This is a genomic window from Halobacillus andaensis (genome assembly GCF_014636475.1).
Classification (GTDB): domain Bacteria; phylum Bacillota; class Bacilli; order Bacillales; family Halobacillaceae; genus Halobacillus_A; species Halobacillus_A andaensis.
In genome coordinates this window covers 243,227-267,468 of sequence record NZ_BMEL01000004.1, presented here as the reverse complement: position 1 = coordinate 267,468, position 24,242 = coordinate 243,227, and the positions used below count along the sequence as shown (strand labels likewise).

19 protein-coding genes and 1 riboswitch are annotated in these 24,242 nt (G+C 40.7%); of the genes, 9 read left to right on the top strand and 10 right to left on the bottom strand.

What is annotated here, in order from left to right; genetic code table 11:
- Positions 1-14 precede the first annotated feature (14 nt).
- Positions 15-971 (top strand): mannose-6-phosphate isomerase, class I, encoded by a 957-nt coding sequence (manA, locus tag IEV27_RS16055; protein WP_188378515.1) that lies wholly within the window; start codon positions 15-17, stop codon positions 969-971.
- 389 nt (positions 972-1,360) lie between these two features.
- On the opposite strand, the gene IEV27_RS16050 is transcribed toward manA, so the two are convergent.
- The 7 genes from IEV27_RS16050 to IEV27_RS16020 form a co-directional block, all read right to left on the bottom strand.
- Positions 1,361-2,227 (bottom strand): ROK family protein, encoded by an 867-nt coding sequence (locus IEV27_RS16050; RefSeq protein WP_188378514.1) that lies wholly within the window; start codon positions 2,225-2,227, stop codon positions 1,361-1,363.
- A gap of 21 nt (positions 2,228-2,248) precedes the next feature.
- On the bottom strand, positions 2,249-3,682 hold the full coding sequence (locus tag IEV27_RS16045) for a sucrose-6-phosphate hydrolase (RefSeq protein WP_188378513.1): 1,434 nt from the start codon (positions 3,680-3,682) through the stop codon (positions 2,249-2,251).
- A gap of 70 nt (positions 3,683-3,752) precedes the next feature.
- Positions 3,753-5,150 (bottom strand): sucrose-specific PTS transporter subunit IIBC, encoded by a 1,398-nt coding sequence (locus tag IEV27_RS16040; protein ID WP_188378512.1) that lies wholly within the window; start codon positions 5,148-5,150, stop codon positions 3,753-3,755.
- A 205-nt stretch (positions 5,151-5,355) separates the two neighbouring features.
- A complete protein-coding gene (locus IEV27_RS16035) occupies positions 5,356-6,345 on the bottom strand; it encodes a LacI family DNA-binding transcriptional regulator (RefSeq protein WP_188378511.1) in 990 nt (329 codons plus the stop codon).
- A gap of 71 nt (positions 6,346-6,416) precedes the next feature.
- The gene (locus IEV27_RS16030) at positions 6,417-6,623 is read right to left on the bottom strand and encodes a hypothetical protein (protein WP_188378510.1); all 207 of its coding nucleotides are present in this window, start codon (positions 6,621-6,623) and stop codon (positions 6,417-6,419) included.
- A 177-nt stretch (positions 6,624-6,800) separates the two neighbouring features.
- Entirely contained in the window at positions 6,801-7,334 is a 534-nt protein-coding gene (locus tag IEV27_RS16025; protein WP_229735392.1) for a class I SAM-dependent methyltransferase, read from the bottom strand.
- Positions 7,335-7,547: 213 nt separating this feature from the next.
- Entirely contained in the window at positions 7,548-7,805 is a 258-nt protein-coding gene (locus tag IEV27_RS16020; protein ID WP_188378509.1) for an ABC transporter substrate-binding protein, read from the bottom strand.
- Positions 7,806-7,913: 108 nt separating this feature from the next.
- Positions 7,914-8,016: riboswitch (purine riboswitch) on the top strand.
- An 80-nt stretch (positions 8,017-8,096) separates the two neighbouring features.
- Between IEV27_RS16020 and ade the strand changes: the two genes are divergently transcribed.
- Together ade and IEV27_RS16010 are read left to right on the top strand one after the other, a co-directional pair.
- Positions 8,097-9,881 carry an adenine deaminase gene (gene ade, locus IEV27_RS16015; protein ID WP_188378508.1) on the top strand — a complete coding sequence of 595 codons (1,785 nt, stop codon included), beginning with the start codon at positions 8,097-8,099 and terminating at the stop codon, positions 9,879-9,881.
- Positions 9,882-9,960: 79 nt separating this feature from the next.
- A complete protein-coding gene (locus IEV27_RS16010; protein ID WP_188378507.1) occupies positions 9,961-11,382 on the top strand; it encodes a hypothetical protein in 1,422 nt (473 codons plus the stop codon).
- Between the two features lie 61 nt (positions 11,383-11,443).
- Here the strand turns inward: IEV27_RS16010 and IEV27_RS16005 are convergent, their stop codons facing one another.
- Positions 11,444-13,024 carry an EAL domain-containing protein gene (locus IEV27_RS16005; protein ID WP_188378506.1) on the bottom strand — a complete coding sequence of 527 codons (1,581 nt, stop codon included), beginning with the start codon at positions 13,022-13,024 and terminating at the stop codon, positions 11,444-11,446.
- 202 nt (positions 13,025-13,226) lie between these two features.
- Here IEV27_RS16005 and dhaK point away from each other — a divergent pair, with 202 nt between their 5' ends.
- The 3 genes from dhaK to dhaM are packed head-to-tail and all read left to right on the top strand — an operon-like array spanning position 13,227 to position 15,236.
- Positions 13,227-14,222 (top strand): dihydroxyacetone kinase subunit DhaK, encoded by a 996-nt coding sequence (gene dhaK / locus IEV27_RS16000; RefSeq protein WP_188378505.1) that lies wholly within the window; start codon positions 13,227-13,229, stop codon positions 14,220-14,222.
- An 18-nt stretch (positions 14,223-14,240) separates the two neighbouring features.
- The gene (dhaL, locus tag IEV27_RS15995; protein WP_188378504.1) at positions 14,241-14,855 is read left to right on the top strand and encodes a dihydroxyacetone kinase subunit DhaL; all 615 of its coding nucleotides are present in this window, start codon (positions 14,241-14,243) and stop codon (positions 14,853-14,855) included.
- Positions 14,856-14,858: 3 nt separating this feature from the next.
- Entirely contained in the window at positions 14,859-15,236 is a 378-nt protein-coding gene (dhaM, locus tag IEV27_RS15990) for a dihydroxyacetone kinase phosphoryl donor subunit DhaM (protein WP_188378503.1), read from the top strand.
- 167 nt (positions 15,237-15,403) lie between these two features.
- Here dhaM and IEV27_RS15985 read toward each other — a convergent pair whose 3' ends face one another.
- Complete coding sequence (locus IEV27_RS15985; protein ID WP_229735391.1) at positions 15,404-16,306, bottom strand: DMT family transporter; 903 nt, start codon at positions 16,304-16,306, stop codon at positions 15,404-15,406.
- A gap of 170 nt (positions 16,307-16,476) precedes the next feature.
- Between IEV27_RS15985 and IEV27_RS15980 the strand changes: the two genes are divergently transcribed.
- The gene (locus tag IEV27_RS15980; RefSeq protein WP_229735390.1) at positions 16,477-18,675 is read left to right on the top strand and encodes an FUSC family protein; all 2,199 of its coding nucleotides are present in this window, start codon (positions 16,477-16,479) and stop codon (positions 18,673-18,675) included.
- A 312-nt stretch (positions 18,676-18,987) separates the two neighbouring features.
- Here IEV27_RS15980 and IEV27_RS15975 read toward each other — a convergent pair whose 3' ends face one another.
- On the bottom strand, positions 18,988-21,021 hold the full coding sequence (locus IEV27_RS15975) for a catalase (protein ID WP_188378501.1): 2,034 nt from the start codon (positions 21,019-21,021) through the stop codon (positions 18,988-18,990).
- A gap of 312 nt (positions 21,022-21,333) precedes the next feature.
- Here IEV27_RS15975 and IEV27_RS15970 point away from each other — a divergent pair, with 312 nt between their 5' ends.
- Complete coding sequence (locus IEV27_RS15970) at positions 21,334-23,019, top strand: M4 family metallopeptidase (RefSeq protein WP_188378500.1); 1,686 nt, start codon at positions 21,334-21,336, stop codon at positions 23,017-23,019.
- 141 nt (positions 23,020-23,160) lie between these two features.
- Positions 23,161-24,189: an AimR family lysis-lysogeny pheromone receptor gene (locus IEV27_RS15965; RefSeq protein WP_188378499.1), complete on the top strand. Its 1,029-nt coding sequence runs from the start codon at positions 23,161-23,163 to the stop codon at positions 24,187-24,189.
- Positions 24,190-24,242: the final 53 nt, after the last annotated feature.

The following is a 24,242-nucleotide window of genomic DNA, read 5'->3' as shown; positions in this document are numbered from 1 at the left end:
GGTGTGAAGCAACTATGTATCAGGAACCAATTTTTCTATCTCCGGAATTCAAAGAACGGATCTGGGGAGGAACCAAACTAAAAGAACTTTTTCAATATGACATTCCTTCCAATGAAACGGGAGAATGTTGGGGCATCTCCGGACACGCTAATGGTCCAAATAAAATCATAAATGGCCCTCTTGCTGGAAAAACATTAAATGATGCTTGGAATAAACATCGTGAATTGTTTGCTAACGAACAAGGAGATGAATTTCCATTACTTGTTAAAATTCTCGATTCAAAAAAAGATCTTTCTGTCCAAGTACACCCTAATGACACGTATGCACGTGAAGTCGAAGGTGAGAATTACGGAAAAACCGAGTGCTGGTATGTCATCGACTGCGAGGAAGAATCTGAGATCATTTTTGGACACCATGCAAAAAGTAAAGATGAACTTACTTCCATGGTAAATAATGGTCAATGGGCTCAATTACTGCGCCGGATTCCTGTCCAGCCCGGAGATTTCTTTTACGTTCCAAGTGGTACCATTCACGCCATTGGTGAAGGAATTCAAATTCTTGAGACGCAGCAAAGCTCTGATATAACCTATCGTGTCTACGACTATGATCGTATTGGGGCCGATGGACAAAAGCGTGAGCTTCATTTAGATCGTTCACTTGATGTAACGACAGTTCCCCATAAAGACCCTGAAGTTGTACGTGATTCCTATTTAGAAGCAGGCTTACGATTTGAGAAGCTCGTGGAAGAGAAATATTTCACGGTTCATCATTGGGATTTAGATGGAAAAAGCAATGAACTTCATCCAGATAAATACACACTCATCAGTGTCCTTACAGGTGAAGGAGTCGTAACCATTGATACGAAAGATTATTCCTTTAAAAAGGGAGATCATTTCATCATTCCTGCTACAGTTAACAATTACACGTTAAGCGGAAGGGCGAAAATGATTACTTCCCGCTCCAATAAATAAGTTTAAGCACGCTCGGAAATTCTGCTGGGCGTGCTTTTTTATATGAATGCATAGGGCACAGAAAATTAGAAATAAAAAAAGCTTCGACCAATGTCGAAGCTTTCCAACTTGTATAGACAAAGATGTCTACAAGGCTCCATGCTTCAATGGTTCCGAAAGCCTATTTTGATTAAAAGGAACGGAAAAAGTGACGACTCCTGCGGGACAAGCAGACAGGAGAAGCCCCGGAGATCGAGGAGACTTTCCGTCTTGCCCCGCGGAAAGCGGCGCTTTTTCTTGTTCCTTTTCTCCAGGACTCTAATGGAGGAACCAAGCGGTACCACGACTACATTCATCAAAGCTTTTTCGACAGCCTGAAAAACTTAGACTGAAGTCGAAACTTTCCATTTTTATCGAATGGCTAACCCTAAAGCACCTTTGACACCTGCTTCATTCGTCAATCCTGGCGGAACGATGTAATCGTTAATATGTTCTTTTGTAAGTCTTGGAGAACTAACATAGCCGTTAAGCATTTCAACAACATTTTTTCGAATTAAATCAAAGAGCTGCTCTTGCTGCATGACTCCTCCACCCATAATAATCCGCTCTGGTGAAAGAATGTAAATGTAATTAACGAGCGCTTGAGCTAAATAGTAAGCTTCCATTTCCCATACGATCGGGTCGTCAGCAAGCTCTACTCCAGCTTTTCCCCATCTTGCTTCAATCGCTGGGCCTGCCGCCATTCCTTCTAAACAATCTTTATGGTAAGGACACGTGCCGGCAAACGTGTCTTGTTCATGACGTCGAACAGCAATATGTCCCATTTCCGGATGAGAAAGACCGGTCAACGTGCCGCCATTTACAATCGCACCTGCTCCGATGCCTGTACCAACAGTAATATATAAGCACGTATCCACGTCAGTCGCATTGCCCCAGCGTGCCTCAGAAAGCGCTGCTACGTTTACATCGGTATCTACTACTACAGGGATGCCGAGTTTTTCTTCGATATCACCAGCTAGAGGGAAGTCAATCCAATCGATCTTCGGCGTTTTTTGAATCTGACCATATGTGCCGCCTTTTTCATTAATATCAATTGGCCCAAAGCTTCCGACTCCCATTTTTTCGATCCCCTTGTCACTAAAAAAATCATACACTTTTGGCATTGTAATTTCAGGAGCTTCTGTAGGAATAACTACCTTTTCAAAAATATTACCTTCTTCGTTACCAACGGCACAGACAAACTTTGTGCCTCCCGCTTCAATTGCTCCAATCTTCATCCTCTCACTCACCATCCCATATTAGTCTCTAATGTGTATTGTATCATTTTTCAAATCCCAAATTTGAAGATGGGCTGTATTTTTTGTAAATACGTTTAAGGAATCGTTCTCAACATCAGCAAATATTCTCGAGGTGAAAACTTCTTCTCCATCATTCACGAAAATCTCTAGCGATGAATGATCAACAAACAGACGCAAATGGGTTAAACCATTAGGAAGACGGCAGCTTCGAGTTTCGATTGTTCCGTCTACGTAGCTTAATCGCTTAAGATGGAGGAGTTTTGCGTCACGGTCATACGATATTGTAGCATTATCAAAAATGTTCAACTCATCTATTTCACCACTAACTTCAATTTCAGCCGCTCTCGACAAAGAGGTTGAACTTTCACCTTCTACTTTTTGATTATATCGCTCATGTTTTCGTAAATTTTTCATTTCGTCTAATGGAAGTTGGTATACTTTTTCACCTTTCAACTCTAGCTGTCTTGGTAGAGTCATTTGGTGCACCCATCCATTCGATACTGTAGGCTGCTCGGATTCGTTTTGATCCGGCACTCCCATCCATCCTACTAAAATCCTTCTTCCTTGATCGTCTAAAGTGGTTTGTGGTGCGTAAAACTCAAATCCACGATCCAACTCCTCAAAATCACCATGGACGTATGAAGCAGAAGAATAATCAAGAGAACCTACTACATAACCAGACTGATACTGGTTATTGAAATCGATCCCATCAGCAGCTAAACCCTGGGGGGAGAATAACAAAATTTCACGGCCCCCTAATGGAAATAAATCGGGGCACTCCCACATATAACCTAAGTTTTCAAACGGATCCGCTTCAGCATGGGAAAGTACCCCTCTATGAGTCCAATTCTCCAAGTCCGAAGATTCGAGAAAAGACACGCTGCCTTTTTCCTCAGTCGTTTGAGCACCGATCACCATGTACCAGTGATCTTTATGTTTCCATACTTTCGGGTCACGAAAATGAGGAGTATACCCTTCAGGTAAATGAACCTTTACCCCTTTTTTCTCAAACTGTATGCCATCTGCTGATTCTGCGAGGCATTGATACGTCTGACGCTCTCCTCGTTCATTCTTTACGTTTCCTGTATAAAAAACCTTCAATTTATCTTCATCAGCTACGGCACTCCCAGAGTAACAGCCATTTTTATCAAACCAATCACTTGGCGTAAGAGCAATGGGCTCCAGTTTCCAGTCTATTAGGTTTTCTGAACGGTAATGACCCCAGAACTTCGCTCCATGACCAGTATGAAACGGCATCCACTGAAAAAAGAGATGATAACTTCCGTTCCATTGAATCCAGCCGTTTGGATCATTTAACAAACCTGCCGGAGGAGCCATATGATAGCCAGGATAATAAGGGTCTTGCTTCACTACTGGAAATTGATTATCTACAGCATCATATGCTTGCTGACGCAAATTTTCATCAAATCTCATAAACCATATCTCCTTAATTGAACAAAAGGAGACCCAGCAAGTATCTCTAGGTCTCTTTTGTATCATGATACTATTTCTTTTCAAGCATTTTATCGTTAAATCCAAACATATACGTTAACACGAAGGCTATAGCAATCGCTACAATATTTACGAGAAGGTAACCAAAGATCTGCTCATTGAGATAGAGTAAAGATCCAGGGATTACGGTAATGGCCAATCCAGTTGCTTGTAAGTTAAAAATGGAAGCAAGGAAACCAGACACACCGCCGCCGATCAATCCCATGATGAATGGTTTCATGTAACGTAGATTCACACCGAAAATCGCTGGTTCAGTAATTCCTAAGAAAGCAGAAATCGATGATGGAAATGCAATAGCTTTTACTTTGTTTGAGCTGGTCTTTACTGCTACAGCAAGTGCTGCTCCACCTTGAGCTGCAATTGCACCTGTAATCACCGGGTTAAATGGGTTGTACCCAAGGTTCTCAAACAATTGAATTTCTAAGAAGTTGAAAATATGGTGTACACCTGTAATTACGATCACTTGGTGGAACAAACCAATAAGCAAACCACTCAAACCAAACGGAAGTTCCAGTAAGAATAGCATAGTTTGGAAGATTCCATCTTCTGCAATATGCAAGATTGGTCCAAGAACAAACAAGGACAAAGCAATCATAACTAGTAATACAATGAAAGGTGTAAGAATTAAATCAAGCGCATCTGGAATCCGCTTTCTGCACCATTTCTCAAGTTTAGCGCCAACTAAACCAGCAAAGAAAGCTGGTAAAACCGAACCTTGATAACCGACAATCGGAATAAAGTCTAAGAAATAGATCGGACTTTCGCTTCCTTCAGCTACAGCCCACGCATTAGGGAGTGAAGGTGAGACAAGCATTAAACCGAGCACTAAACCAATAACTGGTGTACCGCCGAACACTCTAAACGTTGACCAGGCTACAAGAGCTGGTAAAAAGATAAAAGCCGTGTCTGTGAGTACCTGAGTAAATAGAACAATATTTTCAGGAACCGTATCTGGAGTTAATCCAAAGAATTCTAAGAAAGCTTCCTGAAGCAGCAGGCCGCGAAGCCCCATAAATAGACCAGTGGCTACAAGGACTGGAATGATAGGAACAAATACGTCACCAAATGTACGAATTGCCCTTTGAAAAGCAGTTCCTTGTTTAGCCGCTTCCTCTTTCATTTCAGATTTAGAAGACCCTTCTACTCCTTGTTCAGTAACAGCTTGGTAGATTTGATTAACTGTTCCAGTGCCAAAGATGATCTGGTATTGTCCAGAATTATAAAAAGCGCCTTTAACCTTTTCGATTTCTTCCAACGTTTCTACGTCTACTTTTTCACGATCGTGGACCATCACTCGAAGTCTCGTCGCACAGTGAGCGATGGATTGAATATTTTCTTCACCTCCGACCGCCTCAATGACCTGCTTAGCAATCTCTTTATTACTAGCCATGAGATTTCCTCCTTTTTATTTTGATATGTGTGATCGATTACATAACTGGTAAAAATGAAATCTGAATCTACTATCGCTATTTCTTCATCCACTATAGGGAATCGATTACACATCCTACAATAAAAATTGTAAGCGTTTGTAAATCGATTCAAAAAAAGAGATGAGCGTTTTGTGTAATCGATTACATATCGTTTACTGATTTGTACTATACACTATCTCTTTTAATAAGTCTATAGGTTTGAACAAATTTTTCTTTTTCCTTTTTTTGCTTCAACTGCTCAAGCAACAGTTGAGCGGCTTTCTGCCCTGCTTCTTTATTAAAATAATCCACCGTTGTTAAAGAAGGAGTGACGTATTGCGACATAGTTGAAGCGCCGATCCCAACGACAGCTACATCTTCCGGGATACGAAATCCTTGCTCTCTTAAGTATTCCATGGCACCAATAGCCATTCGGTCTGTAACAACAAATACAGCCGTCGGCAGCTCTTTATCGCTATTCTTAATGATTTTTTTCATCGCTTCATATCCAGATTCAATGCTAAAGTCCCCCGTCTCCAGCCATGAATCTTTTACTGCATACCCATATTTGGCCAAAGCATCTAAATAACCCTTTTTGCGCAATACTCCTACAGAAGGATCCTCTTCACTTACCCCTATAAAAGCTATTCGCTCATGACCTTTACTTACAAGCATATTGATCATGTCTACTGCAGCGTGATAGTCATCATATAAAATTGAAGTTACCCCTGGAAGGTCTTGACCCAGGGAGATAAAAGGCAGTTCTACATCTTGAATGGTTGATATAAGGTGGTCATTAATATTTGTAGCTAATAAAATAATGCCGTCTACATGACGACTTTGAAGCAATCTTATATATTCGATTTCCTTTTGTTTATCAAGCTCAGTATCGGTTAAGAGAATTTGAAAATTTTCCTTTGCCACCACTTCGTTAATCCCGCTTACAACACGACTGGCGGTTTCAGTATCAATTCTAGGGATGATTACCCCTATGACCCCTGACTTTTTCGTACGGAGGGACTTAGCGGAAAGACTTGGAATGTATCCTGTTTCCTCCACGATTTGAATAATCCGTTTTCGCACTTCCTCACTAACGTATCCGTTGTTATTTAACACACGAGAAACGGTCGTGCGAGAAACATTTGCCATTTTTGCGATATCATTGATCGTTGTCATATCCGCGCCTCCATTACGTAATCTACAATCATTTTAGGGGATTAGGAGCAAGTTGTCTACGGAGAATAAGATTATACAGTCTTTCCAAACTTTGAAAATTTCTTAAGGTCCTTATAGAAGTCATAACAATCTTTACATAATTCGATCCAAGCAGTTTTACCGTCTGTAACAGTAACTAGGTCTTTCTCATCTACTAACTCTTTACATTTCCAACAAGAACCTTTAATATCGATTGCTTCCTCTAACTCTTTTCTTTCCCTATGGTCAAAATAACTCATAATTAATGCCTCCTATGATACGTTTGACCTTACTATACGTTTCTGAAAGAAAAGCTTCTACTACTTAAAAATGGAACTTCATAGAACAGACCCTAAGAGAAATGATAATTTCCAACCTGAATTTTTAAAATCATCCAGGCTTTAGCTAGTAAGAAATTCAATCTTTAATCTTTTAAATTATTCTGGCAGATGACCTATAATCGTTATAAATAAACCGTCATAGTAAGCGTCGACCCGATCTATTTCTATTTTAGATTCCTTTACAAGCTTCAAGGTATCACGATCTAAATGACATCCATCGCACAAACGCTTCCATAGTGGAGTGACTGCTTTTTGCGCAAAAGCCATCCAATCTTTCTCCATTTTCACATGTTCAAATAAAATTACTTTAGCCCCTGGCTTAGCTACTCTTTCAATCTCTTCTACGGCAAGTTTAGGTTCAGGGATCGTACAAAATACTAATGTACCTACAACTGTTTCAAATTGGTTCGCTTGAAATGGAAGGTGTTCAGCTACTGCATCGTGAAACCTAATAATAGGCTTAGCTCCCTTTCCATTTTCAAAAGCATAGTTCACCATAGCTGTGTTCGGCTCTACAGCATCAACTGAAGACACATGATCGTAATAAGGAAAATTCAGACCAGTACCTGCCCCAATCTCCAACACGTTTCCACTTGCTTCCTTTAATAAGTCTTTTCTTATTTTATGCATCTTCCCCTTCTCAACAGGCTTCATAAGATAATCATAAATAACAGGAAAAATACTTACGATCGTTATCAGCTCCTTGTGAAACTCTTATAATCAAGCTTCCCCATTACGTTAAGATCTTAACGTAAAAATCCCCACGTTCTTAAAGAGAACTTGAGGAGCTATGGGAATCATTTATTTTCAAGGAGTGTACCTGTTATTTCAATTGCTAGACGCTCAGCAGATAAAGACCGGAAAAAGCACCCATATTCCCTGGAAGCTTATAGGTTTGATTGGATTATCAGCAAGTTGATCAAAAACTTCGTCATCATCTTGAACTAAATAATAGAAATGAGCTTCCTGATAATTTTGCAGTGTTTCTACCGTTGTCTCTATAAACCCATAGATTTCTGGCTCATCAGTATCAACTAGGCTGCGGATCCCGATTTCTTCAAGTACCCCAGCTACTACAGAATTAGTAGTGAAATGCCTCATCGTTGGAGTATTCTGAGCTGTGAAAGCTTGCGTAACTATATCCTCTGTCCTTCCCTCTGTCAATAAAAATTGACGATTTAAGCTGTTTCTTCTATACTATCGAATAACAATCTCATCAAGATTTTCTTATGTATAGGCTTGAGAATAAGGCTCAGGTGTTTCTACCCAAGCAACCGTAAATTGCTGGACTACATAACCTTCAATAAGGGCGACGTGTACCCTGAGAAGTTTATGTAACACCTGGACAGTTGTTCAGGTGTATTTTTTTACTTTTAAAAAGGAGACCTCCATATGAAAATGACAAGCGATCAGCGCAAACAACTGGCTGCAACGGCATTAGGAAAAAGGAAAGCAGAAGTTATTATTACAAATGGGACTATCGTTAATGTTCATTCTAAAGAACATATCAAAGGAAAAGATATTGCCATTACATTAGGTGCGATTGCTTACATTGGAGACTGCGAACATCTGATTGGAGATGAAACAAAAATCATCGATGCAAAAGGAAAGTTTATTACTCCAGGCTTAATTGATGGACATATGCATGTGGAAAGTACGATGCTAAGCGTCACTGAATTTGCTAAAGCAGCCATCAAACAAGGTACAACAGCTGTTTTCATGGATCCGCATGAGATTGCAAATGTCTTTGGACTTGAAGGTGTTCGCTGGATGCACGAAGAAGGCCAGCAGTTGCCCTTACGCGTTTTCACTACTGTTCCATCGTGTGTTCCTGCAACAGAAACGTTAGAAGATGCAGGGGCAGAGCTTTTACCGGAACATATTAAAGAAGCTTTGAATTGGGAGAAGGTAGCAGGCTTAGGAGAAGTGATGAATTTTCCTGGCGTAGTCCATGGAGACGATAAAATGACCAAAGAAATAGAGGCAACAATTCAAGCGGGCAAAACGGTTACGGGGCATATCCCGGCTGAAGACCCTAAAATGCTTCAAGCTTATGTTGCTTCAGGCGTCACCTCTTGTCACGAAACGGTTACGCGCAAGCAAGCACTCGAAAAATTAAGATTAGGTTTACACGTGATGATAAGAGAAGGTTCAGCATGGCAAGACGTAGAACAATTAGCGCCCATCATTACTGAGGACCAAATGCCAACTGAAAATCTTTCGCTTATTACGGACGACGTATATCCTCAAACGTTAACTGAACAAGGACACCTCAATCACGTTGTACGAAAAGCTATAAAAGAAGGAATTGATCCTACTACAGCGATTCAATTAGCCACAATTAACGCTGCCAATTACTTCAATTATGGAGATACTCTCGGAAGCATCGCTCCCGGTAAATGGGCAGATATTTTAATCGTAGATCAATTAGAAGAAATGAAGCCATCTACAGTAATTATAGAGGGGGAAGTCATATACGATGAAGAGAGTTACCAAGTGACGTTTCCTACGTACACTTATCCAAGTAAGGCGAAAAATTCAGTTCATTTGAATCGATCGTTACAAGCAAAAGATTTTCATGCCACTACAACTACAACCTCTTCCGTTACGGTAAATGTAATTGAAGCATTGGAAAACAATGCACGAACTGCAAAAGCAACGGCGAATCTTACGGTACACGACGGGGTGATTCAATCAGATCAAGAAAATGATATCATTCACCTCTCCTGTATCGATCGTCACCATCAATCTGAACAAATTTCGAACGCTTTTGTTAAAGGGTTTCAATTTAAAAGTGGAGCTGTAGCTTCAACCGTTGCTCACGATAGTCACAACCTTTTAGTCATGGGAGTAAATAAAGAAGATATGGCGATCGCGGCGAACAAACTATCCGAGCTTGGCGGGGGCATGATCGTTGTAAATAATGGAAGAATATTAGCTGAAGTTCCTCTTCCGATTGCCGGACTTATGTCTGATCAACCTTTAGAACGTGTCGTTCAGCAAGTTAAGGCCCTTGATCAAGCTTGGAAAGAACTCGGATGCCCGATGAATGCACCATTTATGACATTTTCATTAATTGCACTTCCCGTGATCCCTAGTATCCGAATAACAAATAGAGGAATAGCAGACGTCGACACATTTGAATTGATTCCATTAGAAATTAGTAAACAAAGGTAGGTAAACACCCCTATCGCTCCATATGCATACTCTACTCCTACCCCCTCTCTGTTAAACGGGGGGTGAGGAGGCATGTGTGGTGGAGCTGACATTATCTCATGGGTTGTATGGCTTATTTACGCTGATCATTATTATAACGATGATTTTCAGAAAAGGTGTAGTGCTGCCCACTTTACTAGGCACGTTTGTGGTGGCATGGGTTTTTAACGGCAGTTTAATAGGTGGGTTCACAGCAATTTTCAATGCAAACCTCGTAGCTGCAAAAGAACTTTTCAATATATTTTTAATCATTACTTTCATGGTAGCGCTGCTTCATTCGTTAAAAGACTTAGGTGCTGACCGAAGAATGATTGAACCTATCCAAAAGATTATGATCAATAGTCATATCTCGTTCTTCGTGCTTGTCGGTGTTACGTATATTATCTCTTTATTTTTCTGGCCGACTCCAGCGGTACCGCTTATATGCGCTTTATTAGTTCCTGCAGCTATTCGGGCGGGATTACCCGCTATGATTGCAGCCGTAGCTGTAGCTTTAGCAGGTCAAGGAATGGCACTATCTTCGGACTACATCGTTCAGGTAGCACCTGGTTTATCAGCAAAATCTGCGGGAGTATCAACAACTGCCGTCATGGATCAAGCCTTGGTACTATCCTTGATTACTGGAGTAGTTGCTATTGGAACGGCATACCTTTTTTATCGAAAATCATTCAGGAAAAAATCAGACCCAAGAAATGAATTAGAGATCCAAGCCATGCAAGGACTAAAAAATGTACACAAGAGCAGCAATAAAAACACAGATCGCTGGAGTAAAATTTTTGCGGTACTGGTACCTATATCCTTGCTTGCCGTCATGATTTATATGGTTTCAACGAAGTTAGACTCAGGTCGAATGGGTGGATTCGAAGGTGGAGAAGGCGCAGCTTTTATTGGCGGTGTAGCCGTCATCTTATTATTACTTTCGACGGTTGCATTTGGAAAATATCGTGCCCTCGATTATATTAGTGACCATATTACAGAAGGATTTGTTTTTGCTTTTAAAGCAATGGGACCAGTCATTCCAATTGCAGGCTTCTTTTTTCTCGGCAGTCCTGATTTTGCAGGGAGTATCTTATCTATTTCAGATGAAGCGGCTCCAGCTTTATTGTTCGATTTAGTCCAGTCTAGCCAAGACTTCTTGCCTCAGAGTGCTTTTTTAGCCGCATTTAGTGTTTTATTGATTGGGGTTATTACCGGTTTAGACGGATCAGGCTTCTCTGGTTTACCTTTAACGGGAGCTTTAGCTGCTTCTTTAGCTAACAGCAATATTGAGCCTACTACTTTAGCAGCGATTGGACAAATGGGATCGATATGGACCGGAGGCGGAACCATTATTGCTTGGTCCTCCCTTATTGCCATTGCAGGCTTCTGTGGTGTTTCCGTGATGGATCTCGTCAGGAAAAACTTCATCCCCGTTATGCTTGGATTGTTGCTGTCGACTACTTTAGCTTTATTTATCTTCTAAGTGCACATGAAAAAAACTGTCTCAAGAGTAGCCTGAGGCAGTTTTTTATTGACGTCCAACATTAAGACTGCGTGTTCGCCACATCCCTAGCCACAACTACAGCATGAGTTATTTTTTGATCTTCATCCAGTACTGGTGTTCCTTTTGCGTCTACTTGCACCCAGTAGCCATCAGAGTGTTTATGTCTGTACGTTGCGCGGCGAACTTGTTTTGTAACAAGCAGCTGATTAAATTCATATCGTACAAGTTCAGCGTCGTCTGGGTGAATATAGTCATAAATTCGTTCTCCTTTATACATGTCTGCTTGAAACCCTAGTACCTCTTCGTGAGAAGGAGAAGCGTATTCTACTATTCCTTTCACATTTACCACTTTTATTAGATCAGAAATATTCTCAGTAATAAAACGGTGCTTTTCTTCATTCTTTCTAAGAGCTTCTTCTACTTTTTTTCGTTCTGTAATATCAACACATGAACCAATCACTTCGACGACGCTTCCCCCTTTTGTTAACGGTCTTAAGGACGCAATGTAATGAATGCCGTTAACTTCCGCTTCATAGGTCACTTTATCCGTTCCATTCCATGCTTGTTCATAATACCTTACTTTATCTGCAGCCAGATCACTAGGCAAAAATTCTTTAAGCTCGCGTCCTACAACCTGTTCAGGGGTGAGCCCCATCCGATAAAGCAGCTCTCCGTCACACAATGTGTGGATAAAACGCCCATCTCGTTTTACATATTTCAGCGTCATTCCCTGCTGTTCTCTAACCGTTTCCAGTAGCTCTTGGCGTGCTGTACGTACTTCTTCTTCCATCCATTTCTTTTTAACCACATCATCATTAGTAAGTCCATGCTTTTCTACTACTTTATTTACGTTACGAACGGTGGTCAAAAAATCATACGCGGCTACAGGGGGGCTGAATAAATAACCTTGGGCTTCGTCACATAAATTTCGCTGCAAAAAAACGATATGATCTTCTTTCTCTACGCCTTCTGCTACAACTTGAAAATTCAACTGGTGAGCCATGACAATCATCGTTTTTACAATAGTTGCGTCATTAAGATCTCGGGTGCAATGTTGAATAAATGATTGATCAATCTTAATTTTATCGATCGGAAGCTTTTTTAAATAATGCAAGGAACTGTAGCCTTTCCCAAAATCGTCTATGCTGACTTGAAACCCCATATTTTTCAACTCTCGTAAAATCGTATAAGCAAAGTCAATATCCATCATCATGCTTTCTGTTATCTCTAACTCTAACTTCTCAGGGTTTACTCGTGTTTCTTCAATAATTCCACGTATGATTTCCAGAAAATCAGGTTGATAAAGCTGACGGACTGAAAGGTTAACAGACATGGTAATGGAATCCAGTTCACTAAACTCCCATTCTTTTAATTGTAAGCAAGCACTTCGTAACACCCATTCCCCAATGGAAATGATCCAGCCCGTATCTTCAGCTAGAGGAATAAATTCGCCAGGTGAAATTATTCCTCGCTCAGGATGTTTCCATCGAATTAAAGCTTCCGCCCCGATTAACTCGCCATAAGTTAGATCTACTTTAGGCTGGTAATAAAGATGAAACTCATCGTTTGTTAACGCGTCTTGTAAATCTTTTTCCAAAATGACGTGAGACCGATGATTCATAGCCATAAACTCTCCTTAACGTGTTTTATTATTATATCGACAACTTTCGCTACAATTCGAAGTCTATCTTGAGAATTTGCTTCATTTTCTTAATCCAGCATATACGAGATTAGTATTTTTATCTCCAATATAATAAAATGAAAGCGTATACTTCTTAACTTGAATCGTAGATATCAAATTTAATCAAAAGGAGAGGGTAAAAGTGAAAAAAATCGTAAACGATCCAGAATCCGTCGTTCAAGACATGTTAGATGGCTTGATTTCAGCTCATCCAGATTCTCTTCAACTACTACCTGAAACCACAGTTGTTGTTAGAAAAGATGCTCCGATTACAAACAAAGTAAGCATCGTCAGCGGTGGCGGAAGCGGTCATGAGCCCGCGCACGCTGGGTATATCGGCGATGGAATGCTTGATGCTGCTGTATGCGGAGAAATGTTCACCTCCCCTACTCCTGATCAGGTGTTTGAATCTATTAAAGCGGTAGACGGCGGTGCAGGTGTTTTTCTCGTTATCAAAAATTATACAGGTGACGTAATGAACTTTGAAATGGCCGCAGAACTGGCTGAAGCGGAAGGAATTCAAGTGGAGAAAGTGATAGTCAACGATGATGTAGCAGTTGAAGACAGCTCGTTTACCACCGGACGCCGCGGCATTGCTGGTACGATTTTCGTTCACAAAATTGCTGGAGCAAAAGCAGCTGCCGGCGGCTCTATTGAAGAAGTGAAAAGCGTGGCAGAGAAGGTCGTCGCGAATGTTCGTTCCATGGGTATGGCTCTCACCCCTTGTACGGTGCCAGCAGCTGGAAAGCCAAGCTTTACCCTTGAGGAAAATGAAATGGAAATAGGGACAGGCATCCATGGGGAGCCAGGAATTGAACGAAAACCAATCGCCTCAGCCAGTGCCATAGCTGAGGAACTTACTGACAAAATACTTGAAGATATTAAATTCAACAGTGGGGACGACGTAGCCGTAATGATTAATGGAATGGGTGCTACCCCCGAAATGGAGCTCTATATACTAAATAAAAAAGTAAACCAAATGTTAACAGATCGAGGCCTTACGATTCATAAAACCTTCGTAGGCGATTATATGACGTCACTAGAAATGGCAGGCTGCTCGATCACGCTGCTTAAACTCGATGATGAACTAAAAACTCTATTAGATGCGGAATCAAGCGCCCCCGCTTTTCGCATATAAGCAGAAAGGAGAATCAATGTGGAACTTCACGTACAAGATGTGATCACTTGGATGAATAAAACAAATGAACGACTGCAAAGCAACAAAGAATATTTAACATCACTCGACCAGGCTGTTGGCGACGGTGACCACGGAATCAATATGGCAAGAGGGTTTAATGAAGTCGTTCAAAAAATTGACGGGGCAGATTATGAAACTGTGTCTGATGCATTAAAGGATGTAGCGATGACTTTGATGAGTAAAGTCGGCGGCGCAGCAGGTCCTCTATACGGTACAGCTTTTCTAAAATTATCAACATCACTTAAAGGGAAAGACTCTGTCGATCAGGAAAGTTTTAAATCTGGATTAGAAGAAGCACTAGCCGGAATGAAACAACGAGGAAAATCAGATGAAGGAGAAAAAACGTTAGTCGATGTTTGGTCTCCGGTTATTGAAACATTTACGAACAGTTTCAACCCTGAGGACTTAGTTCAAACCGCTCAAACGGCTATGGAAAAAACGAAAGATATGAAAGCAACAAAAGGACGCGCTTCTTATCTTGGTGATCGTTCGATCGGCCACCTCGACCCAGGATCCGTTTCCTCTTTTTACTTATTTGAGTCCTTGGCCGAAACAGTCAAAGGAGGCGAATAAGCAGTGAAATCAGTAGGAATTGTACTTATCTCTCATAGTCCAAAAGTGGTCGAAGGGATTAAAGACATTCTCAACCAAGTCGCAAATGACGTACCTGTTGAATTAGCCGGAGGGACAGATCAAGGAGGCATCGGTACCAGTATTGAAAAAATCCAATCCGCCATTGACCGGGCTCACACTGATAGTGGGGTACTTATCATCTACGACCTTGGAAGTGCAATGATGAATGCTGAAGTCGCGGTTGAAATGAGCGAGTTTGATGATATAGAAATTGCGAATGCTCCCCTATTAGAAGGTGCTTATGTAGCTGCAGTTGAATCAAGCATGGGAAAAAGCTTATCCGAAGTACAGCAAGCAGCTGAGCAAGCGTTGATAGATTAAACGTATATTTAAGAGATAAAAATTAAGCTGGAACATAAGTAAAGCCTTGATGTCAAAAAAACGAACGATAAAAAACTGCATAAGGATACCAGGTACCGAAAGGCTGAAAAAAGCGAAGTGCCAAGTGGGAATTTCAGTACCTGGTACCCGGTGCGCACGAGCCTCATTTAATGTTCAACTGTTTGGCTGCGTCTTCGCTGCACCATATATTCCACGGCACCTGTACCAATGAGAACTCCGCACACGATCAGCACTAAACCTGATAAGTGGTACCATCTAATAGACTCTCCCAGGAACAACGCGGCACCCAGCAAAGCAAAAAAAGTGTTAAAGTTAATAAAAATAGCCGATTCCGCTGGACCTACCTGCCTTATGGCAAAATTGTAAACCATATGTCCAAACGCTGTACAAAGTAATGCACTAAACAAGAACACTGCCCCTAGTTCTGCATCAAACAGCCGAATAATTTGGCCTGGATTCGATTCCACAACTAAGCTAAGTAAAAAAATAAACACGGAACCAAGGACAAGCATATATCCTGTCAGCAGCCGCGGATCTAAATCGGGATTTAATTTGCTAATTAAAATAAAGCTGAACGCCTGTGCCGCAATTGAAATAAAGACGAGTAGATCACCAATAGAGACCCCCGTCAATCCGCCAGATCCGACGAGCGTTGTAACAATTACACCGGCAAATCCAAGTAAGAAGCCTAAGCTTTTAAAAATCGTCACATGCTTGCTTAATAGAATCGTAGAAAGCACCATTGTTAAAAGCGGTCCTAATCCAACGATGAGTCCAGTGTTTACACCTGATGTAAGCCTTAAACCGAGCGCCATAAAAGCATGGTGAACAATTACATTGAATATGGCAATATAAAAAATAAGAAGCGTTTCCTTTTTAGTTGGCCATCGCAGTATTTTCATAAAATGCATGATCACTAACACACCTAACCCTGCTGCAAATATTCGAACCGATGTTAACAAAATCGGATCAATATTCGTCACCAGCACTTTAATGGCAGAAACATTAAATCCCCACACCATCATAACGAAGAGGAGCAATATGTACATACGTGTCACTTTATCACCAAATTTCTTAAATTCATGCTTCACCCCACTATACTACGAATTCCAAGGCGTGACAGATAAAGTTTTTTCCTAAGCTAGAAAAGTTTCTTCCTGCTTCCAAGGAAACTATGATAAAATATTACGTTACTTACAAAAAAAAGGTTGATTTACTATTGAAACATTCACAACCCCCATTTAATTACTGGTTAAACCGATTACTCGCTTCGGATCCAGGACGAAAAAGACTTCACCAAGCTGGTAAAGCAACTATCAGCCTGATGTCCTCTGTGTTTACTGTCCTTATCATCCTAAATGTAGCTAACGGTCCAGAACTTACCCCCGCTATAATGGGGGGAATTGCAGGCATGCTGGGAATTCTAGTAGTTAATGATGAAACGACTGAACTAAAAAAAGGAACGACGCTTCTGCTCAGTGTATCCGCTATTGGTGGAGTCACCTTCGGATCACTCTTAGCATGGAATGTAGTTTTTGTCTCGTCTTTAATGATTGCCATTATATTTAGTGCATTCTATTTTTCTAAATTCGGAAGCCGTTACTTCTCCCTGGGTATGATTGCTTTTCTAACCGTTTATTTTGCTTCGTTTTTACAACTGCCGCCTCAACAATTTCTTTGGTTTTATTTGGCGATTCTTATTGGAATTAGTTTTGCTTACCTCTATAACTTCATCATTTTTAAAGGAACCGTTCAACTTTTAAAAAGAAGCATGTATTCTTTTCATAGACAAGCAAATCTCACATTCCAGCTGCTTATCGATATGCTGGAGGACGAGGAGATTGATGAGAACCGCAGCAAACGATTAACAGCAAACGTTAAAATTCTCCGCGATTACGCCGGGCATGTGTCCACCGACTTAAACACACACGATATAAAGGAATTGTGGCCAGGTCTCTCTTCTTCTCAAGTGAAGCTTTACGTATTTGATACAGCTATGTTCGTTGCTACTCTTGCTGATTCGCTTGCTCAACTAAAAAGAGATGAAGCTCTCGAGCCTAATGGTTTGCGGACATTGCTTGTTCATGTAATCGCCTCGCTGCAGAAAGCCGATGTCCTAGCGGTGAACTATGAAGAAAGAAACTTAACAGAGGCCCAGCTGGCTACCGACGAATTAAGAAGCAAGATTAACGACTTATTTAAACAGCAGGGTGAGCCAGAAGGTCGATTGTACTTACTTCGTCGAATTGAATCGATCGCTCACCATGTCACTCATGCAGCCTTATCGATTCAACGGATTAAAAACGAAGAATCACCTGATCGTTTGGATAAGGACACGAAAGAAGAGCAACCTCTAACCGAAGAAGAAGAGAAAATAAAAGGTCTTGAGCCAACGACTAAAAAGGCATTTCAAGCTTTAGTAGCAGGATCTATTTCAATTGTTGTCGGATACGTCATTTCACCGATTCAGCCTTACTGGGTCGTCCTCACTTCCTTTATTGTTTTACTCGGTACTCAATCAGTTGGTCGCATTTATTTAAAAGGACTTCAACGTTCGATCGGAACGATCATTGGGGCTATTATCGGCTTTTTTTTAGCAAAAACAGTGTCCGGTCATTCTGAAATTGAAATATTTCTATTATTTGCCGTCGTGTTCTTTGCTTTCTACTTGTTAACGGTCTCCTATATGATGATGAGCCTATTTATTACCATGCTGATTGCCTTTATGTATGATTTATTATTAGGGGGAATTAGCTTTGAGCTGCTGGGTGCCCGGGTTATCGATACCATTGCAGGGGCTGGAATTGCTTTACTCGTTTCCTCGTTCCTATTTCCTACGAAAACACGAGATAAAGTTTATGAAACCTTTACAGATTATCTCGACGAACTTAAAAATTACCTTACCCCTTACATTCGCAGTTTCACAGAAACCACTGATGTAAAAGCCCTGACCGACCAGGCGTTCACACTCGATGAGAAACTACAAATTATTCTAGATGAAGCAGAACCCGTGATGAAGCATCCCGGTACACGTCGTCACTCTGAACTGCCAGAGTGGGTCACCATTTTCACGGCAATGAATTACTACGCCGATCACCTGGTAGCCTCTTCTTATCAGAAAAACATAGGCTTCCCTAAAGAAGTACAAGACGTTTTCCCTGTTCTCGAAGAAAAACTTGGCCATAACCTTACAACAGTCAAACAATTGCTAAATGGAGAAGCCGCTTCAAAGGAACTATTTTCATTAAAAAGGGAAAGAGAACTCATCGAGAGAGGAGCACCTCTCGAACATCAGCATTACATTGATCTTGTGCATCATGTCTACTATATTTGGCGCATAAACCAGTCGCTGCTTCTTTTAGGAGACAAACTAGGTGCTATCGAAATACAGGATGGGACAAAACTGAATAAAGCATAAAAATCCGAACGATTCTGTAGAAATCAGTTCGGATTTTTATGTTAAAGAGTAATTACACATCGCTCCGTCAAAATACTTCGTTTTCCTTGGGCACGGCCTCAGCTTCCTCTTGCGCACCGGGTACCAGGTACCGAAATTCACACTTGGCACTTCGCTATTTTACAGCTTTTCGGTACCTGGTACCCTTATGCTCCCTTGCTGCAATAGAGCTGCTCCACTATTGCGGTATTTTGACTACGCTAATGTTCTGCGGTTATACGAATGGTCGTTTTTTGACATCTCTACTTCACTTATGTCCCAGCCTCTTCTCTTTTATACAAGCTGACGATCCCAATGACGATGTTTAGCAATCGCCTCAATAAATTCATTTACAAATTTTTTCACATCATCTCCATGCACGACCCCTGGACTAGAAGAGATACTGACTTCTTCGAGCCATTTCTTCCCCTCATGTGTTGCACCGATCGGCTTACAGTGGGAGAAGGCTTCCTGAATAAAATACAAGGAATCCTTATGAAACTGCTCACTTACCTCGTCACCGCCTACCGCATAAATGGAATCAAATAAAACAGATTCTCCCGTTAAGAACGTATGATCTGCTTGTAACTCTGCCCCATCAGACCCTTTTATAGTGCCTAGCTTTTCACTCACAATTTCCGGCTGAGCTCCTCTGTCTTTAAGCGCAGAAATAATGGAGCTGACTTCTGAGCCGTCGAATCCATTGGCAACTAGTACAGCTACTGTTCTCGTATCCGGTTTCTTAGGAGAATTCTCCTGACTAAGAGCAGGAGAAGTTTTAGTCACGTCAGATCCTCCGCTTTGAGGGATGTCACATCCAATGTTTTCCGCAAATCCTTGCGCCAACTCCAAGCTGACATTGGCATACATGTCCACAACCTGCTGCTGCACAGAAGGATCTTTCACTTTTCCTAATTCAAAGCTAAAGGCTTGAATAATATGCTGTTTCTCAGCATCACTCATACTGTTCCAAAATAAGGCAGCTTGAGAAAAATGGTCTTTAAAGCTCTCGCTTCTCGCCCTTACTTTTCGACCTTCTACTTTCTCTTGATAATGAGTGAATCCTCCCTCTTCTTCACTTGCAGGTTCCGGTGTATTGTCAGCCAATGAATTTTTATGATAGCTGACGGGCCCTTTGTTAATCGTCATGCGGCTATAGCCATCCCGTTGATTATTGTGAAATGGACAAACTGGCCGGTTGATCGGAAGCTCGTGGAAGTTTGGCCCCCCGAGTCGAATGAGCTGAGTATCTGTATAAGAAAACAAACGTCCTTGCAGGAGCGGATCATTAGAGAAATCAATACCTGGAACCACATTTCCCGGGTGGAAAGCTACCTGTTCCGTTTCAGCAAATACATTATCGACGTTTCTGTTCAGCGTCATCTTCCCAATGATTTTAACGGGAACATCTTCTTCTGGCCATAGCTTCGTAGGATCAAGAATATCAAAGTCGAAGTTATACTCCTCATCTTCTTTAATGATTTGTACACCTAGCTCATATTCTGGATAATCCCCCGCTTCAATCGATTCGTACAAATCCCCGCGATGGAAATCAGGATCCTTTCCGTTAATTTTCTGAGCTTCATCCCATACGAGCGAGTGTGTACCAAGCACAGGTTTCCAATGAAATTTTACAAAGTGGGCTTCCCCACGGTCGTTTACGAAACGGAATGTATGAACCCCGAACCCTTCCATCATTCTAAAACTGCGCGGGATGGCACGGTCAGACATTGTCCACATAACCATATGCGCAGACTCCTGATTGTTCGCTACAAAATCCCAGAACGTATCATGAGCGGAGGCAGCCTGCGGCATTTCATTATGCGGTTCAGGTTTCACCGCATGTACGAGATCCGGGAATTTAAGCGCATCTTGAATGAAGAAAACCTGAATGTTATTTCCTACTAGATCATAGTTCCCCTCTTCTGTGTAAAACTTTGTCGCAAAACCCCGAGCATCTCGGACTGCTTCTGCTGAACCTTTATTACCTGCAACAGTAGAAAAACGAACAAAGACGGGCGTTTTCACTGAAGGATCTTGCAAGAATCCGGCTTTTGTATACTCTTTCATAGATTCATAAAGCTCAAACTCCCCATGAGCGGCAAAACCACGAGCATGTACAATTCGTTCGGGGATTCGCTCATGATCAAAGTGAGTCATTTTCTCTCTAAAATGAAAATCTTCCATTAATGTCGGTCCGCGTTCTCCAGCTTTTAAGGAAAATTCATCTTCTGACACCTTTGTTCCATGATTCGTCGTCATTTTCTTTTCACGATCATCCGTTCTAAACTGCTCTAATTGTTCATTCTTCTTATTTTCGTTTGCCATCCTTCTTTCCTCCTTAATTTGTTTAAGTATGTAAAAACAAATACTATATTCAAATACCTCTTTTATTTTCCAAATAAACCGCTTTCAATTAATTCCATGGATATTCACAGTACTTTATAACCAATATTTGTTAACCCGTGAAAGACATTTGCTTTTTTATGGCATGAATTCAGATAATTTCTGTGAAATTTTTCATACGAAACCAATAAATTGACAATTTTTTTGAATATTTCAAACAGTTCGATTGACTCTGGGTATATCTTCTATATTTTTCTATAATTGGATGTAGTCTTTTAAAGGAGGAAAAATATTTTGAAGAAAAAATATGTTTTGCCCATCGCTGTTTTATCGTCTGCATTATTCATAGGAAACATTGCACCCTTACAAACACAAGCGGTGAGTCCTCAAGCAAATACCGAAGCTGCTGCTAATAACTCCAGCCAATCGAACGACAATAAGCCTTTCTTTGTGAAAGAAAAGCAAGTGAAAAAAACTCAAGCTTCTTCTGCAAACGAAAATTCGGCTAAAGCCCACCTTAAAAACAATAAAGAGAAGTATAACATTGACTTACCCGAACAGAGTCTAAGTTCCGCAAAGGTATCAAAAGACAAACTAGGATTAACTCATGTAGAAATGAAACAACAAAAAAATGGCATTCCTGTAGAAGGTCATGAAGTAACCGTTCATTATGACAAAAATAACAACGTACAAGCTGTAAATGGCCAGTTCAGTCAATCCGTTGAAGATGAGGAGATAGATACAAAAGCTTCGTTGTCTAAAGAGGAGAGCATTCATGTTGCAAAAGCAGCAGTAGAGGCACCAGACAAGTTGGAGGAAGCTCCCACATCAGAACTTGTCATTTATCCTTTTAATGACAACAACCACCTTGCTTATAAAGTAAACGTAAACTTCTTAGGGGAAGAACCTGGAAACTGGTTTATTTATGTTGACGCTAAGTCAGGAGAGGTTGTGGATCAGTACAATGCCATTATGCATGCTGAAGATTATAAATCTTCAAAAGGAGCGGGACTCGGTGTGTTAGGTGATGAGCGTCAATTACATATCACCCATAAAAATGATAAAGAAAACGAAAAAGGTACAAATTTCTACTTATATGACAACTCCCATGAGGATTTAAAAGGCATTTACACATATGACGTAAAAAATGAGTGGGATTTTGACTCTAAGGAAATATTTAATTCCCATCGTGCATCCTTCAGAGAAGACTATGATCGTCCTGCTGTAGACGCTCACTATAATTCAGAAAAAGTCTATGAATACTTCCTTGAGGAACACGACCGCAATTCAATTGATGGAGAAGGAATGCAAATCGTGTCGAACGTTCATTTCGGAGAAGAATACAACAATGCCTTCTGGAACGGGTCAGAAATGACTTATGGAGATGGTGACGGAGAATTTTTCATTCCATTATCCGCAGGACTGGACGTGGCTGCCCATGAAATGGCTCATGGTGTAACTACTCATACAGCAGGATTAAAGTACCGCAATCAATCAGGTGCTCTTAATGAAGCTTTTTCTGATATCTTTGGGGCGTTAGTTGACGAAGATGATTGGGAAATTGGCGAAGATATCATGGCCGAAGAAGCTAAAGCTTCGGGAAGAACCTCTCTTAGAAGCTTGAGCGATCCGAGCAAATATCCTGTAGGAGACACTTATACTCCTTATGGAGATGGCAGCGGCATGTATCCGTCTCACATGGATGAATATTATGACCTCCCTCTTAATCTAGATAATGGTGGAGTTCATATTAATTCCTCAATCATTAATCATGCGGCTTACATTACGGGCGAACAAATTGGAAAAGAAAAGCTAGGTCAAATCTATTACCGGGCCCTAAATATCTATTTAACGCCAGATTCTGATTTTAGTCACGCCCGAGAAGTATTGATTCAATCAGCTGAAGACATTTATGGAGAAGGAAGCGAAGAAGCTGTTGCAACTGAAGATGGGTTAAACAAAGTAGGTATCACAGAATAATAGACAATATCAGGGCGTCAGTTGATACTGACGCCCTTTTATTATATAAGCCATAATACTCCCGCTGGTAAACGTTTCTCTTTATTTTCCAAATGGATAGTATATAATAAAATAAAAACCATAGAGATGGAGGAGCCACAAATGGGGTGTCATAACTTAATAGAACCAAGTCCTATCATGGAAATTCAAATGAATACCATTTCCAACATCTATCAAACCTACCACCATCTATTAAAAATGCATCCAAAAGACAAAGCTACTCAGCTTACGAAAGAATTTTGCTTAAAAACAGTTCCAATATCATTAGAGGAACAACTAGCCCGTTTAGAGTTTTTGTATATGAACGATTATCATGATGAAGTAAAAGCATTGATTCACTCTCCTCATTTCACGTATGAAGCAACCTCTCTTTACCATGTCCTTATCTCTCGCAAGGAAAAACTCTTAACTCATCAGGAGTTACGCTGGTTAGAATCTCTCACCTTTACCCATCCCTCGATTCAATGCTTGCATTATTTCACGATCGTTTATGGGTACTATGATTTAAAGCAATATGCTGGTTTTGATAAGTATATGGATTTATGCAATCAGGCTGTTCATAAGATCAATGAGCCGCTGTTTCACTATTTTATGAAGCTGCGTTTGGATGAAATTACCTTTCACCATTACTGGAAAATGAACCATACTTTATTAGCAAGAAAATATGCGTATAAGTTCATTAATAAAGTGATCTCACCGAATCAGCTTTGCAAGATGAATCACCATTTAGCATTAAGTCATGTGTTTGATAGCTTCGAAGCCTCCTACGGATATGCACAAACTGCTCTATCGATCGCTAAGAAAAATAATTTAGTCTTCGCCGTCGCTTCTATTGAACACCACACCATTCCATTTATTTGTGCGTTTCATCAAAAAACAGAAGGCATCACAAGTCCTGACCCGGTTGAAATGGCTCACATTGCCATCGCAGAGGAAAACTTTGATAAAGCAACAGAACACCTGGCTGCACTTGATGAACTCACTCCCTTCCAAGAGACTTATTTAGGGATCGCCACCTTAAATAAAGAACTACTATTACACGCTCATCATCGTTTCAAATATGAACTCAATGACTCTTTCTTTGCAAGACTTCCTCTGGAATATGAAAAGAAATTGAGCAAATACGTCTAGACACACTTTTGATGGTGTGTCTTTTTTTGTATTCTCTCTTTTTGTTTTGTAAA

Coding starts and splice junctions, on each gene's coding strand:
- manA (WP_188378515.1), top strand. CDS start 15: ATGTATCAGGAACCAATTTTTCTATCTCCGGAATTCAAAGAACGGATC.
- IEV27_RS16050 (WP_188378514.1), bottom strand. CDS start 2,227: ATGAAGATTGGAGCAATTGAAGCGGGAGGCACAAAGTTTGTCTGTGCC.
- IEV27_RS16045 (WP_188378513.1), bottom strand. CDS start 3,682: ATGAGATTTGATGAAAATTTGCGTCAGCAAGCATATGATGCTGTAGAT.
- IEV27_RS16040 (WP_188378512.1), bottom strand. CDS start 5,150: ATGGCTAGTAATAAAGAGATTGCTAAGCAGGTCATTGAGGCGGTCGGA.
- IEV27_RS16035 (WP_188378511.1), bottom strand. CDS start 6,345: ATGACAACGATCAATGATATCGCAAAAATGGCAAATGTTTCTCGCACG.
- IEV27_RS16030 (WP_188378510.1), bottom strand. CDS start 6,623: ATGAGTTATTTTGACCATAGGGAAAGAAAAGAGTTAGAGGAAGCAATC.
- IEV27_RS16025 (WP_229735392.1), bottom strand. CDS start 7,334: ATGCATAAAATAAGAAAAGACTTATTAAAGGAAGCAAGTGGAAACGTG.
- IEV27_RS16020 (WP_188378509.1), bottom strand. CDS start 7,805: ATGAGGCATTTCACTACTAATTCTGTAGTAGCTGGGGTACTTGAAGAA.
- ade (WP_188378508.1), top strand. CDS start 8,097: ATGAAAATGACAAGCGATCAGCGCAAACAACTGGCTGCAACGGCATTA.
- IEV27_RS16005 (WP_188378506.1), bottom strand. CDS start 13,024: ATGAATCATCGGTCTCACGTCATTTTGGAAAAAGATTTACAAGACGCG.
- IEV27_RS15985 (WP_229735391.1), bottom strand. CDS start 16,306: ATGTACATATTGCTCCTCTTCGTTATGATGGTGTGGGGATTTAATGTT.
- IEV27_RS15975 (WP_188378501.1), bottom strand. CDS start 21,021: ATGGCAAACGAAAATAAGAAGAATGAACAATTAGAGCAGTTTAGAACG.
- IEV27_RS15965 (WP_188378499.1), top strand. CDS start 23,161: ATGGGGTGTCATAACTTAATAGAACCAAGTCCTATCATGGAAATTCAA.